General features: G+C 39.6%; 12 protein-coding genes. 7 read left to right on the forward strand and 5 right to left on the reverse strand.

The window, feature by feature from the left end; genetic code table 11:
• The first annotated feature begins 146 nt into the window (after positions 1–146).
• A complete protein-coding gene (locus ACLHK8_RS04760) occupies positions 147–2,306 on the forward strand; it encodes an LTA synthase family protein (protein WP_057775454.1) in 2,160 nt (719 codons plus the stop codon).
• 60 nt (positions 2,307–2,366) lie between these two features.
• On the opposite strand, the gene ACLHK8_RS04765 is transcribed toward ACLHK8_RS04760, so the two are convergent.
• Positions 2,367–3,350, reverse strand: a complete 984-nt coding sequence (locus tag ACLHK8_RS04765) for an NAD(P)/FAD-dependent oxidoreductase (protein WP_057775456.1) — start codon at positions 3,348–3,350, stop codon at positions 2,367–2,369.
• A 724-nt stretch (positions 3,351–4,074) separates the two neighbouring features.
• Here ACLHK8_RS04765 and ACLHK8_RS04770 point away from each other — a divergent pair.
• Both ACLHK8_RS04770 and ACLHK8_RS04775 read left to right on the forward strand, forming a co-directional pair.
• The gene (locus ACLHK8_RS04770; protein WP_057775422.1) at positions 4,075–5,034 is read left to right on the forward strand and encodes a nucleoside hydrolase; all 960 of its coding nucleotides are present in this window, start codon (positions 4,075–4,077) and stop codon (positions 5,032–5,034) included.
• A 146-nt stretch (positions 5,035–5,180) separates the two neighbouring features.
• The gene (locus tag ACLHK8_RS04775) at positions 5,181–7,178 is read left to right on the forward strand and encodes a cation:proton antiporter (RefSeq protein WP_434520424.1); all 1,998 of its coding nucleotides are present in this window, start codon (positions 5,181–5,183) and stop codon (positions 7,176–7,178) included.
• A gap of 64 nt (positions 7,179–7,242) precedes the next feature.
• On the opposite strand, the gene ACLHK8_RS04780 is transcribed toward ACLHK8_RS04775, so the two are convergent.
• Positions 7,243–8,178 (reverse strand): alpha/beta hydrolase, encoded by a 936-nt coding sequence (locus tag ACLHK8_RS04780; protein WP_057775426.1) that lies wholly within the window; start codon positions 8,176–8,178, stop codon positions 7,243–7,245.
• A gap of 259 nt (positions 8,179–8,437) precedes the next feature.
• On the opposite strand from ACLHK8_RS04780, the gene ACLHK8_RS04785 reads away from it, so the two are divergent.
• The 3 genes from ACLHK8_RS04785 (at position 8,438) to ACLHK8_RS04795 (ending at position 10,693) form a co-directional block, all read left to right on the forward strand.
• Positions 8,438–8,863 carry a helix-turn-helix domain-containing protein gene (locus tag ACLHK8_RS04785; RefSeq protein WP_057775428.1) on the forward strand — a complete coding sequence of 142 codons (426 nt, stop codon included), beginning with the start codon at positions 8,438–8,440 and terminating at the stop codon, positions 8,861–8,863.
• Between the two features lie 39 nt (positions 8,864–8,902).
• A complete protein-coding gene (locus ACLHK8_RS04790) occupies positions 8,903–9,754 on the forward strand; it encodes a hypothetical protein (protein ID WP_057775432.1) in 852 nt (283 codons plus the stop codon).
• Between the two features lie 312 nt (positions 9,755–10,066).
• A complete protein-coding gene (locus tag ACLHK8_RS04795; protein WP_057775430.1) occupies positions 10,067–10,693 on the forward strand; it encodes a VTT domain-containing protein in 627 nt (208 codons plus the stop codon).
• A gap of 222 nt (positions 10,694–10,915) precedes the next feature.
• Here ACLHK8_RS04795 and ACLHK8_RS04800 read toward each other — a convergent pair whose 3' ends face one another.
• Together ACLHK8_RS04800 and ACLHK8_RS04805 are read right to left on the reverse strand one after the other, a co-directional pair.
• The gene (locus tag ACLHK8_RS04800) at positions 10,916–11,845 is read right to left on the reverse strand and encodes an IS3 family transposase (protein ID WP_406827452.1); all 930 of its coding nucleotides are present in this window, start codon (positions 11,843–11,845) and stop codon (positions 10,916–10,918) included.
• Positions 11,794–12,330, reverse strand: coding sequence for a helix-turn-helix domain-containing protein (locus ACLHK8_RS04805; RefSeq protein ID WP_320531966.1), 537 nt, complete (start codon positions 12,328–12,330; stop codon positions 11,794–11,796). The genes ACLHK8_RS04800 and ACLHK8_RS04805 overlap by 52 nt, the downstream gene beginning before the upstream one ends.
• Before the next feature lie 165 nt (positions 12,331–12,495).
• On the opposite strand from ACLHK8_RS04805, the gene ACLHK8_RS04810 reads away from it, so the two are divergent.
• On the forward strand, positions 12,496–13,734 hold the full coding sequence (locus ACLHK8_RS04810; RefSeq protein ID WP_105782166.1) for an ISL3-like element IS1165 family transposase: 1,239 nt from the start codon (positions 12,496–12,498) through the stop codon (positions 13,732–13,734).
• Between the two features lie 266 nt (positions 13,735–14,000).
• Here ACLHK8_RS04810 and ACLHK8_RS04815 read toward each other — a convergent pair whose 3' ends face one another.
• Positions 14,001–14,645 carry a L,D-transpeptidase gene (locus ACLHK8_RS04815; protein ID WP_082623340.1) on the reverse strand — a complete coding sequence of 215 codons (645 nt, stop codon included), beginning with the start codon at positions 14,643–14,645 and terminating at the stop codon, positions 14,001–14,003.
• Position 14,646: the final 1 nt, after the last annotated feature.

Below are 14,646 nucleotides of genomic sequence, written 5' to 3' on the forward strand. Positions count from 1 at the left end.
GAATTATAAGCTTTTTTTGCCTGGGAAAACAAACTGAACCCAAATTTAAGAATTTGCTTAATAAAATTATGTTAAAATGACTCTATATTTGTGAATCAAATTTACACTAAAAAGTCGATTTACACGGGAAGGTTAACAATCTAATTATGAAACGGTTTATTGCAAAAATTAACACCAGAATGGGGTTTTTCTTTCTATTAGTCTTTCTTTTCTGGCTAAAAACACTCCTCGCTTATTTCGCTGATTTTTCTCTTGGGGTAACTGGTGTTTTTCAGTGGTTTATTCTTTTAATTAATCCGTTGGCAACCACCTTTTTCCTATTCGGGTTAGCGCTTTACGTAAAAAAAGCAAAAATTTTCTACCCATTAATCTTATTGATCGATATCGGTAATACACTGTTACTCTATTTGAACGTCATCTACTATCGTGAATTTACAGATTTTATGACGGTTAACACCATGTTAGGTTACTCCAAAGTTAACCAAGGACTAAGTGGTAGTTCCCTAGCCTTAACTGAACCACACGATTTATTGTTTTGGCTCGATATTGTCATCATTTTAGTTTTAATGCTCATGCGCAAAATCAAGTGGGACAAAAATAGTTTACCTAAGCGGTTAGGCTTTCAAGTAACTTCATTATCTGTTTTGCTTTTTGGCTTTAACCTGATGTTTGCCGAAATTGATCGGCCTCAGTTGATCACCAGAACCTTTGATCGTTCTTACATCGTTAAATATTTAGGGATTGATCCATTCACAATTTACGATGGTGCTAAAACTGAACAAACGAGTAAGATGCGTTCTAGTGCCACCAAAAGTGAATTAAAAAACGTTGAAAAGTACGTTAAAGGACACTACGCAAATTCCAACAAGAAGTATTACGGAATTGCTAAAGGTAAAAATGTCATCGTGATTCATCTGGAAAGTTTCCAACAATTCTTGATTGATGATAAGGTTGAAGGCCAGACGGTAACCCCATTTTTAAACAGTCTTTATCACAGCAAGAGTACCTATTCGTTTTCTAATTTCTTTAACCAAGTTGGCCAAGGGAAAACCAGTGATGCTGAAAATATGCTTGAAACTGGTACATTCGGTTTACCCCAAGGTTCCTTATTTGCCCAGCTTGGAAATGATCAGACTTTCCAAGCGGCGCCGGCCATTTTAAAACAGCAACAAGGTTACTCGTCTGCCGTTTTCCATGGCAACGTAGCTAGTTTCTGGAACCGAAATAATGTTTACAAAAATATGGGTTATCAGTACTTCTTCTCAGCTAGTTACTATGATACTTCTGGTGACAAGGCCACTGGTTACGGCCTAAAGGATAAGTTACTGTTTAAGGATTCCATCAAGTATCTGCAAGCTTTACAGCAGCCTTTCTATGCCAAATATATTACAGTTTCTAACCATTTTCCTTATGATCTAGATTCAGAAGATTCAAGTTTTAAAGTTCCTGACACTGGAAATACTTCTGTGAACAACTACTTTAAAACAGCTAATTACCTTGACCAGTCAGTCAAAGAATTCTTCACTTTCTTAAAAAAATCAGGCCTATACGATAATTCCGTCATCATTTTATACGGGGATCATTATGGGATTTCTGATTCTGCAAATAAAGATCTAGCGAAAACATTTAGTCAGGACCCAAGTCATTTCACTTCGTATGGCAAAGACCCTGTTGATAACTGGACTGATTGGGATAATACCCAGTTACAAAGAGTGCCGTTTATGATTCATATTCCAGGAGTTAAAAACGGTGGCATTCAGAAACAATATGGTGGCGAAATTGATGTCTTACCTACCTTATTGCATTTGTTGGGAATTAACTCAAAACCTTACATGCAGTTTGGGACTGATCTCTTCTCTTCAGAACATGATCAAGTTGTCGCGTTCCGTAATCAAGATTTCATTACCCCAAACTATACATCGATTGGTGGTACCATTTACAACAACTCAACTGGCCAAGTCGTCACGCCAACTGGTGCTTTAAAAAAACAAGTTGCCAAGGCTCAAACGGCAGTCAATAAACAGCTTAATATGTCTGATGCTTTGAACGAGAAAAATTTACTCCGTTTCTATACACCTAAAGGCTTTAAAAAGGTTAATTCGACAGCCTATAATTATTCAAACGGTTTAGAAAAAGAACTCGCTATCCAAAAGAAATTAGGCTTAAAGTCCACGTCGATGTACTCTAAAAACCGAGATCGTTCCCTTGAGGATCTATATAAAACTGATGCTCCGGAAGCAACGCATTCAAAGTCAAAGAATAATCGAATTGAAATCACAAATCCAGATTCCACTTCAGGAAACTAACAGTAGAGTGATCAAAAAAAGTTCTAGACTTCAAGTAAATTCTTGAAATCTAGAACTTTTTTATAACTCCATAGAAGTGCTGTGCAATGGTCCTCGCCGGTCCGGATAGAGTTCCTTCATAATTGCACTTACTGCCATTGGACCCTCAGCAAAAGCGGTCGCAATCAAATCTAGTTTCCCGTCATAATCTACTCCGTCACCGATTGCATAAATTAAGGGGATGTTTGTTTTCATTTGGCGATCTACGGTAAACATCCGGTGTTGTTGTTCGGGTTGAACCTCCCATTGCCGAATTGTTTTGTTGTTCGAAATAAATCCATAATTCACCACGACATCGTCCACTTGTTTTTGAAGCAGACGTTCTCCTCTAACTTCTTTCATCGTTAATAAAAGATGACCGTCAGTTGGATCAATTTGTTTTAACAAATAGGGGGTTAACAGTTCAACATTTGATTGTTCCAGAATTTTAACGCTATGTTCCATCCCTCTAAATTGAGTCCGTCTATGCATTAAGTAAACGTGTTTTGCAACCTTTTCAAGCATCAGTGCCGTATCAATCGCTGAATCGCCACCGCCAGCAATCAACACAGTTTTATCTCGAAACCGTTGTGGATCAGGGATTGTGTAAAAAACATGGGTGTTTTCTAATTTATCGGCGCCGTCTACGGCCAAGCGCCGCGGACTGAAAGCCCCCACACCAGTTGCCACAATGACAGATTTTGAGTGATAAGTATCATGATTGGTCACAATTTCAAAATTATTTTCTTGTTGAATTAAATTAGTGACCGTTTCGTTTAACCGAATATCAATTGGTAGTTGTTCGACTTGTTCTTGGAGATGCGCGACTAAATCATTAGCCTTGATCCCCATAAAACCAGCCACATCATGAATATACTTTTCGGGATAAAGTGCACTAACCTGCCCACCCAATTGAGAAAGGCTTTCGATAATTTGAACTTTAGCTCCTCGCAATCCGCTATAAAAACCGGCGAACATCCCAGCGGGGCCCCCACCAATGATTGTAATGTCATAAATTTCGGACACGTTTATCCCTCTTTCTTTTTTAGCTAACAGTTTATTTCGATCATAATTTAGTTTTTGGGGAATGGCGTAATTCTAATAGCCTCAAAAACCAGCTTTCACTTCATATGCGTTTCCCATCGGTGATCCTGAATTTGGAAAAACCTCTCACCATTTTTTTTGAAAGATTTTTCCCGAAGCTTTTGTTTTTGCTTCTTAATTTTACATGACCAAGGCGGAAAGCCCAAGGATAAAAAATGACTAATCTAATAAATATTACTCCAAGTAAGCAAAATTTTAAAACTAGTGACATGGCGGCTTATGTATAAAGAATGTGCATACGTAGTTTAGCAACTTATCACTAAAAAACATGCGAGGCTGATAAGCTAGCCACACGGCCAAGTGAAAAAAGCCTTTTTAAAACACGAGAAGACCGTTAATCTTCTAATTAGGTGTAGTGGAGGCGTTGATGAGAGAGTGTGTCGATGTCACTTGGCGATTTTATCGCTTAGTGACATGGGAAGACTGGAGAGATCCACTTCTGGCCTGAAGGGCGAGAAGTTAGCTCGTAAGCGACCCACACGACCCACATCAGCGCCGGAACGGAACCAAAAGCAGATAAAATCTAATTAGAGGTACTACTTACTAAATCTTGACACATACCTAATAGACAACTATTTTTTGATTGTATTTAGGATACTTATTTCGTATGATTAAGATGTTAAAAATAAAATTTGGGAGGCTCCTCATGGCAACACGCAAAATGATCTTAGATTTAGATACTGGTATTGATGATGCAATGGCCATCGCATATGCAGTGGCAGCCCCAGATGTTGACTTAATTGGAATCGTCTCTTCATATGGAAATGTGTTAACCCCGTTGGCAGCTCAAAATAGTTTAAAAATTCTTGAGTTATTGGGTCACTCTGACATTCCAGTTTACCTTGGTGAATTATATTCTTCAACAACTACTCATTTCGATGTGATGCCAATTAGCGCCCAAATTCATGGCAAAAACGGGATCGGAGAAGTGCCTCTACCAACTGCAAAACGCCAACCAGAAACTGAATCTGGAGTCGACTTTTTAATTCAGTCTGCGCATGCCTATGGTAAAGATTTGATTTTGGTGCCAACCGGTCCCATGACTAATTTAGCAAAAGCTTTAAAAATCTCCCCACAAATTCAAGACGAAATCGGTAACGTCACACTTATGGGCGGTGCATTAACCGTTCCGGGTAACGTTTCACCAGTGGCAGAGGCTAATATCAACCAAGACCCTCAAGCTGCCGATGAAGTCTTTGAGAGTCGGCTCAATCTTACTATGGTCGGTTTAGATGTAACCTTGCGCACCTTGCTAACTAAATCAGAGACTGCCAAATGGCGAGCACTAAAAACTGCAGCCGGGGAAAAGTTTGCTGACATCGTTGATTATTACATTGATGTTTACAAAATTACAAGTCCCCATTTACATGGGTGTGCCCTTCATGATCCACTGGCTGTTGGCGTTGCCTTAGATCCTTCCTTGGTTTCAACGCTAGATTTAAATATGTTTGTCGATACCACAAAAGAAATGTGGGGCCGTACCATCGGTGATCCCGCTAGACTAACAGATAAAAATCCAAACGTAACTGTCGCTTTAACCGTTGACCAAGATAAATATCTGGCCCGCTTTATGGATTATCTTACCAAACTCTTCTCTAAAAACTAATTATTTCTAATTTAAAGCCCCCCTAGGCAAAGGTGTAAGAAACTTTGTTTATGGGGGCTTTTTTAGACACTGCAGACCGTTGTCCACCATCATTTTATAATCGCTATGGTAAACTAGAATTAGATTAATTTTTAGGAGTGAACATTATGGAAGTTGTTATTCTAGTTCTAGTCCTCGTGATTGCTGTGCTCATTTCCAATGTCATTGCCAGCAAAATTACGCAGATCCCATTAGCTTTCATTGAAATTGCAGTGGGCCTGTTGATGGCCTTTTTTGTCCCTTATTATCGTCACTACACCATGAATCCTGAACTTTTTATGTTAGCCGTTTTGGCACCTTTAATGTTTTACGAAGGCCTAAATACCAATATGCGGGCCCTCCGTCGCTCGATGTCGACAACCTTTTCATTAGCTGTTGGTTTAGCGCTGGTTACCGTCAGCATCGTCGGTGTCGTAACTCATTTAGCACTCAGTGAATTAGCCTTACCTCTGGCATTTGCCCTTGCCGCGATCATCACGCCAACCGATGCGGTAGCCGTTTCCTCTGTCACCGCCAACATTGCGATGCCCGAACAGGCCATGGAAACTTTGAAAAATGAATCTCTGTTTAATGATGCATCTGGAATTGTAATCTTTAATTTAGCCTTACAAGCTTTTACCACCGGGAAATTTTCCTTTACATATGGGTTCTTCGATTTCTTGTATGTGTTTATAGGTGGCTTACTATTAGGTCTTGTATTGGGAAGTTTGTTGGTTTCTTTACGGACACTACTAATCAACCATCGCATGGATAATTCTTCCGTCATTGTGACCCTAGGCATCTTAACACCGTTTTTTGTTTACTTTGTCGCAGAATCTATTCACGTTTCTGGTATCTTGGCAGTGGTGGCTGCCGGACTTGTTCACGGGGTTCAACAAGGACGTCTCCGTTTGACTTCCACAAAACTGCAGGTGGTCGGAAACACCACGTGGGAAGTCCTTTCAGATAATTTAAATGGTTTTGTGTTCGTGCTCTTGGGAGTTTCTTTACCAACCGTTATTTCTGATATTTCCTATCGAAACAACTCTTTTTTACTATTTTTAACCGGCTTGGCTGCTTTACTATATGCAATCATGACTGTCCTACGTTACTTATGGGTTCGGTTTGGATTAGCAACGGTCCGTGTCCGTCCAGAATATAAAAACACTAATTCTTGGATTATTGCCCTCAATGGGATTCACGGAACCATTACTTTAGCAATGGCCTTCTCGCTGCCTTTGACCTTTCATGGCGTCACATTTCCTTATCGAAATGATCTCTTATACATCGCAACCGTTGTAATTGTTTTAAGTATGTTAGTGCCATCCGTCATTTTGCCAATTCTACTCCCCAAACAAAAGCAGCCATATTCCGCGGCGGACGCTAAAAGAGCTCGTAAGCAAATGATTAACTATACAATTAAAAAAATTAAAGACTTAAATCAAAATCCACTGGAAACACAAGCCGTCATTGCCACTATTCATAGTCAAAACCGACCGGAAATTATAAAAAACAGACGAATTTTAAAGCAACTATTTGCACAAACCCGAGATGTTGAAAACGAAGTTCTGACCGATTTGGTTTCTAATGGCGACATTACCGAAAAAGACCGGCGGCTTTACCAGCGGACCATGTTTACCCGTGACTTTCACTTAGATAATAGCTTGTTACGCAGTATCTGGTTGCAAATCTCTTATCGGTTTATCTACACCGTCAAACGAATTACCCATGGCAAAAAGCTTAAAAACAAGCAGCAACAACTTAGTCATAACCCAGCTTTAGCCAAAAAATTTAAGAGTAAGCATGAACTTCTTGCCCAAATTGAGAACCAAACTTCTCAGGAAATATTTAAATACCTCCGGAGTCCGAAAGTTAATAAAGAAAGTAAAACTGATATCTCAATTGTGCAGCGCTATTATCGCGAACGTCAGCGCCGCTACCAAAATAATCCCGATAGTAATGAAATTCAAGAGGAATTATTTATCAATGCTTTTCAGTTTGAATATAACTTTGTTCAAAACCAGTTAAATGAAAACAAGATTACAAGAGAACTCGCCAGTGCTTTGTACGAACAAATTTCAAATGATGAACTTGTTTATATGCAAAACGACGAAATTTACGACTAACCATAAAAACAGGATTGAAATTAGAAGGAACCACCTTCAATTTCAATCCTGTTTTTAATAAGTCTTATTTAACGTACTGGCTCAAGAATTTTTTAACTGTTCTAATATATAGTTTCGGCTGAGTTGCCATTGATTTGGCATGTGCTGCACCCTTTATAATCAGAAGCTGTTTTGGTCCGTTATCCGCTCGGTACAGTGGATATACCATTCTCGTTGGCACAAACTTATCCTTACTACCGTGAATAAATAACATTGGTCGATGATTTTTTGCAACTTGTTTTAAAGCACTTGCCTCTTTAAAGTTATACCCAGCTCTCACTTGTGTCATTGCACTCAATGATGGTACAAGTGGCCAGTATGGTAAGTGATACATCGATTTAGCTTCATACGTGATTTCATCATTAACTGACGTATATCCACAATCTTCAACGTATGCTTTTAACTGCTTAGGGACGTTCTTTTCACCACTAACCATCATCGTTGTGGCACCGCCCATGCTCACACCATACATGACAAGTTGTTGATTCTGCCCATTTCTTTTAAGCAAAAGGTTCATCCATTTAATATAATCAAGGCGATCCGGCCAACCAAATCCAATATAATTACCTTGGCTGTCTCCTTGACCACGATCATCGGGAATCAAAACGTTGTATCCCATCTTATGAAACATTGCTGCAGATGCCCCCATTTTGGTCTTATCATCCATGAATCCATGAGCAATGACGGCCGTTTTTGTACTTTTATGTGCCGCCGGAATATAATAGGCATCCAACTTTAAGTTATCTGTAGCTGAAGTCTCATGCCATACCTGCTTATGAGCGCTTTGAAACCAACTTTTTTGTTTATATAGCGGATCACTTTTTTTCAGAGCCGTTTGACTACTCAAAAAATCTTTGTGCCCCGGGACAACCGCCACGTGGTAAAAATAGGCAGTCGCACCAATATCTGCCACAAGTAGAATTGCAATTACAATTAAAAACCATTTCCAAAATTTTTTCACTAGTTTCATCCCTCATACTTAGATTCAAAAAAACGTTGCTTGATTATTATTCCGCGATTTTAATTTTTATGCAAAGTACCCAGAACCGTTTGCTGGATTGTATTCGCCATCAATCCCTTTTCTGATGCCACTAAAACTTTTTTAACAAAGTGTGACACATATATAAAACTGTCGCACCTAAAAAAGAAAATTCGCCTTTCAAGCCACCTAACAGCCTGTGGTTATGCTAAAATTGAGATAACAGAAAGGGAGTAATCATATGTTTCCTGAAAGACTTCGTGCACTCCGCCATGGTCAAAGTATTACTTTGGAACAACTAGCGGCGGACTTAAATAAACAATATCCTGGACCTGACGAACGGGCCAACACTTCTTCACAAATTGGAAATTGGGAGCGTGGCGTTCGAACTCCCTCTTATATTGAGATCCGCAAATTAGCTGAGTATTTTGATGTCACCATGGATTACTTAAGTGGTAAAGCGGATCACGACGAATATGATCTTGGTAAATTGTTCTTGTCTGGTAAACAGCTCTCCTTCAACCATAAACTTCTTACTAGTGAAGACCGCTATGGTTTATTTCAGTTAATTGAAGGATACCTGCACGGTAAAAAGCGCCGAACAGTTCATGATGAAAATGATCAACAAGAAGAACTGGACCTTGGTTTGGACGACAGTAAGAAATAAAATTTGCTCACCAATCGACCAACAGAATGGATTGATAGTTTGAACTCAAAAAAATTAAAAAAGCTTCGCCATCAAGCTAAAATTAGCAAGAAGCAGGAGCAAGAACCCGATTATATCGGCCAAATAAAAAAGTATGATAACTTATTTCAGGAGTTTCCGCAAATTACTTTTTTAACCCACAATGTGTTAGAAAGTGATCGATTAATTGCCCAGAATCTCCTTCCCCAGTCATTACCTGTCCTGCAAGTCCCAGATGATTTTCAAGACACACTTTTCCAAAGTCTGCTCCAAAAATATCCAATGGGCGATCCTAAGGGCGATGAGTTGTGGAATCAGTACTCACAGGCTCTTCCTAAATTAGACAAATTGTTGCGCTCATTCCGAGACTATTTAGAAAATCATTACGGAATGTGGGCTTATATTTCTGCACCATTCATCAAAGATCTGGCTAAGTTCCTCAATGGTGCTCCAACCCTAGAAGTAATGGCTGGTAACGGGACGATTTCTGCAGGCCTTCGTGAATTAGACCAGCCAGTGATTGCGACTGATAATAAAGGCTGGATTGCTGAAAATGAAACAGGAAAACATTCTGTTACTGAAATTGAAAAATTAGATGCTCTGGAAGCCTGGAAGAAATACCAAGATCAAGTTAAGTTTGTGATTATGTCATGGTCACCAGATGGTGTCTCAATTGACTGGAACTTGTTACAGAAAATGCGTGAAACAAATCCCGATGTAACGCTTATATGTATTGGTGAAAAATTTGGTAGTTCTGGTAGTAAGCCCTTTTGGCAAGGTGCGCACTACGTTAATCCCAAGGCTACCGAACAGTTAAACCAGCATTTTGCTCGGTTTGATTTAGTTCACGATCAAGTTTATTTAATTCAATAAAAGGACGTAAAAAAAGGCTGAGACTAATGTCCCAACCTTTTTTTGAACGGTACTTGATTTCTCAAATAGATCTCGCACGGTTCACACATGTTTAATCAGATACGCCACACAATCCGGTGGAAGAAAAGTATCCCGTTCCAAGCAAACCACTAGTCACTCGAAAGTGAAACAACCGAAGTTATCTGGTTTTTACTCGACTCATCGCATAAATTTATAATAACACAGTTTTATCCTTTTGCAAACACACCCCTAGTCTTTTAAGACGTTTCATTATATGATTAGGGTAGATTTTTACGGGAATGGAGTTCCATCATGTTAAATTTAATCATTAATTTCTTTATACATCCACTCGCTTATATTGTGCCAATCGCAGACCAATTAAACGGCTGGATTTACTTATTCTTATTTATTTGGATTTTTTTAGAAACGGCGTACGTTATTTTTTCGTTTTTACCTGGGCAGTCAGTCCTATTTCTAACTAGTACCATCGCCGCCAGCCCACATTCCAGCCTGAATGTTATTTGTTTATTTATTATCTTTTTAACCGCAGCTACTGCTGGTGCCAATGTGAAATATCACGCCGGAGCCACTTTAAATCAACGTTCTAAGCTCTCACAAGAAATCCAAGCCTCAGATCAAATGGAAAAAACCCAAGCCTACTTTGATCGTAACGAAAAAAGCTCCCTGTTATTGTCCCGCTTTGTTCCCTTTGTCGGCCTGTTTGTCCCTATTATTGCAGGTAATTCCGACATGAGTTTACAACGATTCAATAAATTAAACTTTCTGGGCGCTTTAATCTGGGTTGGTGTTTGTTGTTTGGCAGGTTATTATTTAGGTGCCACCCCGTTTGTCCAAAAGTATTTCAGCTTGATTTTCTTCCTATTGGCTATAATACCAGCCATTTTTAAACCAGTATTCAAGCACCTTTTCCAAAAATAAGCTGATCTTACCGTTTTGCTTGATAGATTTCCCAACTATGCCAGGCTACTAAAAGCACCATGTAAAATATGGTGACTCCAATAATCTTTGGCCAACTCAAGAAAACAATTCTTGTGAAGACATAACCAATGAGACGATATAAAACCAAAAGGAGAAAAAGGCTCAAAATGCTGATTCCAGCATCTTGATACCTGAAGTGAACCCATAAAATTGGACAAATATTTATGCTGCTTTTTGAACGGCGAGTTCTCGGTATTTTACCGGGGACTTGCCGTTCAATTTTGTTTTAATTCGACGATTATTATAAAAACCTATCCATTCGGTCATTGCTTGGATTAAGCTAGCTTTATCTTCAAAATGTTCATCCATCATTTCAGCTTTCATAATGTGAAAGAATGACTCCATCGCCGCATTATCAAGACAAGTTGCTTTACGTGACATGCTTTGATAAGCGTGATGTTGCTTTAAAACCTGCTGCCAGTGTCGATGTTGATACTGAAAGCCTTGGTCAGTATGGACTGTTGTCCGGTAATTTAGTTTTGGTAGCTTTTCTAAAGCCTCTTTAAGCGGTTTAATTGCGAATTTAACTGTTGGATGTTCACTAATATTGAATGCTAGAATTTCTCCAGAAAACAAATCAAGAACTGGTTCGAGGTAAACTCGTTCGTTCATTCCCATGTTTCCATATCTGAATTCACTAACGTCTGCGACGAGCTTTTGATAAGGTCTATCGGTTTTGAAGCGTCGCTTTAAGCGATTAGCGGCGATTTTACCCACTAAACCTTTATATGAATTATATTTTTTGGTTTGTCGATTAAAGGCATGACACAACCACCCGTGTTCCTGCATAATTCGCAAAACGCGTTTATGATTAACTTTAAATCCTAAATCATGTAATGCATTTGTAAGTCTTCGATAGCCGTATTTTTTGGTGTATTTTGGATCTTTTTGGCGAATCTCGTCTATTGCTTGAATAATCTGGTCATCATCAAATTTACGTCTCTCATGACTCTGAGTGTAGTAATAGGTACTGCGTGGAATTTGGATTACTTTAAGAATCAGTTTGATAGAAGTTTGGAATAGTTGCCTTAACTCGATGGCTATTTCTGAGATTTCTTTTGTACTGATTTTTTCCGAGTTAAGGCCTCTAATTTTTTTAGGTAGGTGTTCTCAATCTTTAACATTTCATTTTCTTTTTGAAGCTGTTTTAAATCCTCTTTGGCTGTGGAATTGTCCTTTTGGACAATGGGTTTGCGACTTTTATTCTTGTGTTTTACCATGTTCTTGGCGTTGCCTCGCTTTCGCTCTAGACCCACAATTCCTAATGCCTTAAACCGACTTTCCCATTGCCAAATGGTACTCGGCGAGGATAAATTAAAATGTAAGGCAGTTACTGGAAGCGAGGCCTGATTTTGTTTTCTCCAGTTTAATACATCGACTTTGAACTGGCTAGCATATTCTAAATCCATTGCTTTGCGTTTAAGACCGTTAAGGCCAAATTTCTCATATCTTTGAATCCAATTGAAAACTGTGGCACTACTACCAATCCTGTATTTGTGTGCTAATGAATTAACGGGCAGACCACCTAAATATTCAGTTACTACTTTCACTTTGAAATCAAAATTAAATTTAACCATAAAAGAACCCCCAAGATTAGATTTTATGGGTCTAAAATTTTTGGTGTTGGAAAGTATTTCCATTCCAAAAGTACTAGGCCCTTTTTGATAACAAAAAAAGGCATCTAAGCCTCCCTAGTGCTATGCTTTAAGCGACGAAACTCAAGATAAGCGGGGTAGGAATAGATGTCTCAACTAGATAATACACTTAAATTACTGGGAATTACAGACACAAACATTCAGGTGTTCGGTACTCGTGATGAATTTCATGGTCGGGGCTCGGGTCGCAAAAAGTATTTGGTCATCCAGGCAGAGCTTACCTACACACTCAGGCGCTGTCCCAGCTGTGGATACAATACGTTGCACCCTAACGGACACAAGCTCACTCATGTCCACATTGCAGGACCCATGGACCGGCCCGTAATTCTAGAGCTAAACAAGCAACGCTGGCGTTGTAGTAACTGCCATAGCACTTGTACGGCCACCACTCCAGTGGTATCAACCAACCACGCCATCGGTCACGGACTAGCGACTCATGTGCTGAAGCTAGCCAGTAAATCACTCCCGGCTAAGACTATCGCCAGTCTCACCGGTATTTCGACAAACTCAGTTCAGCGTATTTTGACGGCTAATATTCATCCACACGCGAGCCGCCGGTTACCGATTAATCTATGCTTTGATGAATTCCGTTCCACGCACGGCTCCATGTCGTTTATTTGCATTGACGCCGACACTCACAAATCAGTTAAAGTACTTAGCGACCGCCTTAATAGAACCATCAAACAGTTCTTTCTTAGTCAGTACAGCACCGCAGAACGGGCCGCGGTTCAACGCGTCATCATGGACATGAACGCCTCCTATCAGGCATTCGTGCACGAACTATTCCCTAACGCCGAACTCATTATTGATCGGTTCCACATTATTCAATTAATGGGCCGGACGATGGATACCATTCGCACTCAATGTTTGAAGCAACTCGACAAGCATTCGCGGGAATATAAAGTACTGAAATCACTATGGCGCCTATTCCACAAGGCCACCCCTGACGCACAAAAGAGCCGCTACCTCTTCGGCCTGAATGAGTACTCGACCGAACAGAACGCTATTGATATTGGAACCGATACGTTTCCGGCCTTCAAAACAGCTTATGAAACCTACATCGATCTCCACGATGCTTTGATGGGGCGTCACGCTGATGAACTCAAGAATATCATCACTAACTATCAGCCTAACGGCACGCCCCTAGATACGGCCATGCATACCCTACGAAAGAATCTTAATGGAGTAATTAACGCCGCCAAATCGTCCTACTCTAACGGACCGATAGAGGGCATCAACCGTAAGATCAAGGAGCTCAAACGTGCTTGTTATGGCTTCTCCAATCAGGCCAATATGTTCACACGCGTCTACCAGCTGATTGCCTAGATTATCTACCACAATAACGTCACGATGGTAGGCTTATTTGTTATGCCTTCAAGTACGATATTCAGACAACACACCAGATTAAACGCTGCAACTAATAAAACAACAAAAAAGATCTCCCACACGAGGAGATCTCCAAAGGATAGAAACTATCCTTCAACACCATTTGACAAACTTCCGATTTTATCTGTCCAATCTTGGGGGTTCACTTCAACCATTTTCTTTTTTTATTTAAAAATTCGCGAATTTTATTTTTCATAACTTAACCCCTAGTGAATGACAACTTTCGTTCCTTCTTGAATATTAGTGTACAACCACTTTGCATCTGGTACTGCCAATCTTATACACCCATGCGAATTAGCTTCTTTTCCAAGCTTTTCAGCCTCTTTCACCAGAAACTGCCCTTGTTCATTAGTTGGGACGGAATGGAATAAATACACGCCATGATCTTTCCAAGAAACGTAGTATTTCGCGCCTTCTTTAGATTGCGCGTTATAAAAGAACGTTCCCCGTTCAGCCTGAATATGATAAGTTCCGGTTGGTGTTGGCGAACTCTTTGACCCTGTAGAGGCATACATGGTGTATAAACGAGTTTTATTGTTAAAAATGTAAACACGTTGTTTAGCAATTGACACTTTTATCCACACATCACTATATTTTTTTAAATCCGGATAAGCTTTAGTTTCTGAAGATTTTTTCCAATTAACTGCCCGCATGTACGCGGGGCGGGCTGCCTTTTTCTTAGCTTTAGACTTTGAACTTGATTTCTTTTCTTTTGGTAAATTAGAGACCGAAACCTGATTCAAATTTTGTTGCTTTGTTTTTGTAGCTGCCGGATGAAACCGTAAGCTAATCAAGAACACAGCCAGAAACAAAATCCCGGCTACTGTTAACATTTTAAGTAAACGATTCATA

The sequence above is a fragment of the Pediococcus sp. M21F004 genome (assembly GCF_051122535.1).
Classification (GTDB): domain Bacteria; phylum Bacillota; class Bacilli; order Lactobacillales; family Lactobacillaceae; genus Pediococcus; species Pediococcus inopinatus.

Excerpts from the sequence above, each read along its gene's own strand:
- ACLHK8_RS04810 (WP_105782166.1), top strand. The coding sequence starts at position 12,496 with ATGTCTCAACTAGATAATACACTTAAATTACTGGGAATTACAGACACA.
- ACLHK8_RS04760 (WP_057775454.1), top strand. The coding sequence starts at position 147 with ATGAAACGGTTTATTGCAAAAATTAACACCAGAATGGGGTTTTTCTTT.
- ACLHK8_RS04795 (WP_057775430.1), top strand. The coding sequence starts at position 10,067 with ATGTTAAATTTAATCATTAATTTCTTTATACATCCACTCGCTTATATT.
- ACLHK8_RS04785 (WP_057775428.1), top strand. The coding sequence starts at position 8,438 with ATGTTTCCTGAAAGACTTCGTGCACTCCGCCATGGTCAAAGTATTACT.
- ACLHK8_RS04805 (WP_320531966.1), bottom strand. The coding sequence starts at position 12,330 with ATGGTTAAATTTAATTTTGATTTCAAAGTGAAAGTAGTAACTGAATAT.
- ACLHK8_RS04815 (WP_082623340.1), bottom strand. The coding sequence starts at position 14,645 with ATGAATCGTTTACTTAAAATGTTAACAGTAGCCGGGATTTTGTTTCTG.
- ACLHK8_RS04770 (WP_057775422.1), top strand. The coding sequence starts at position 4,075 with ATGGCAACACGCAAAATGATCTTAGATTTAGATACTGGTATTGATGAT.
- ACLHK8_RS04775 (WP_434520424.1), top strand. The coding sequence starts at position 5,181 with ATGGAAGTTGTTATTCTAGTTCTAGTCCTCGTGATTGCTGTGCTCATT.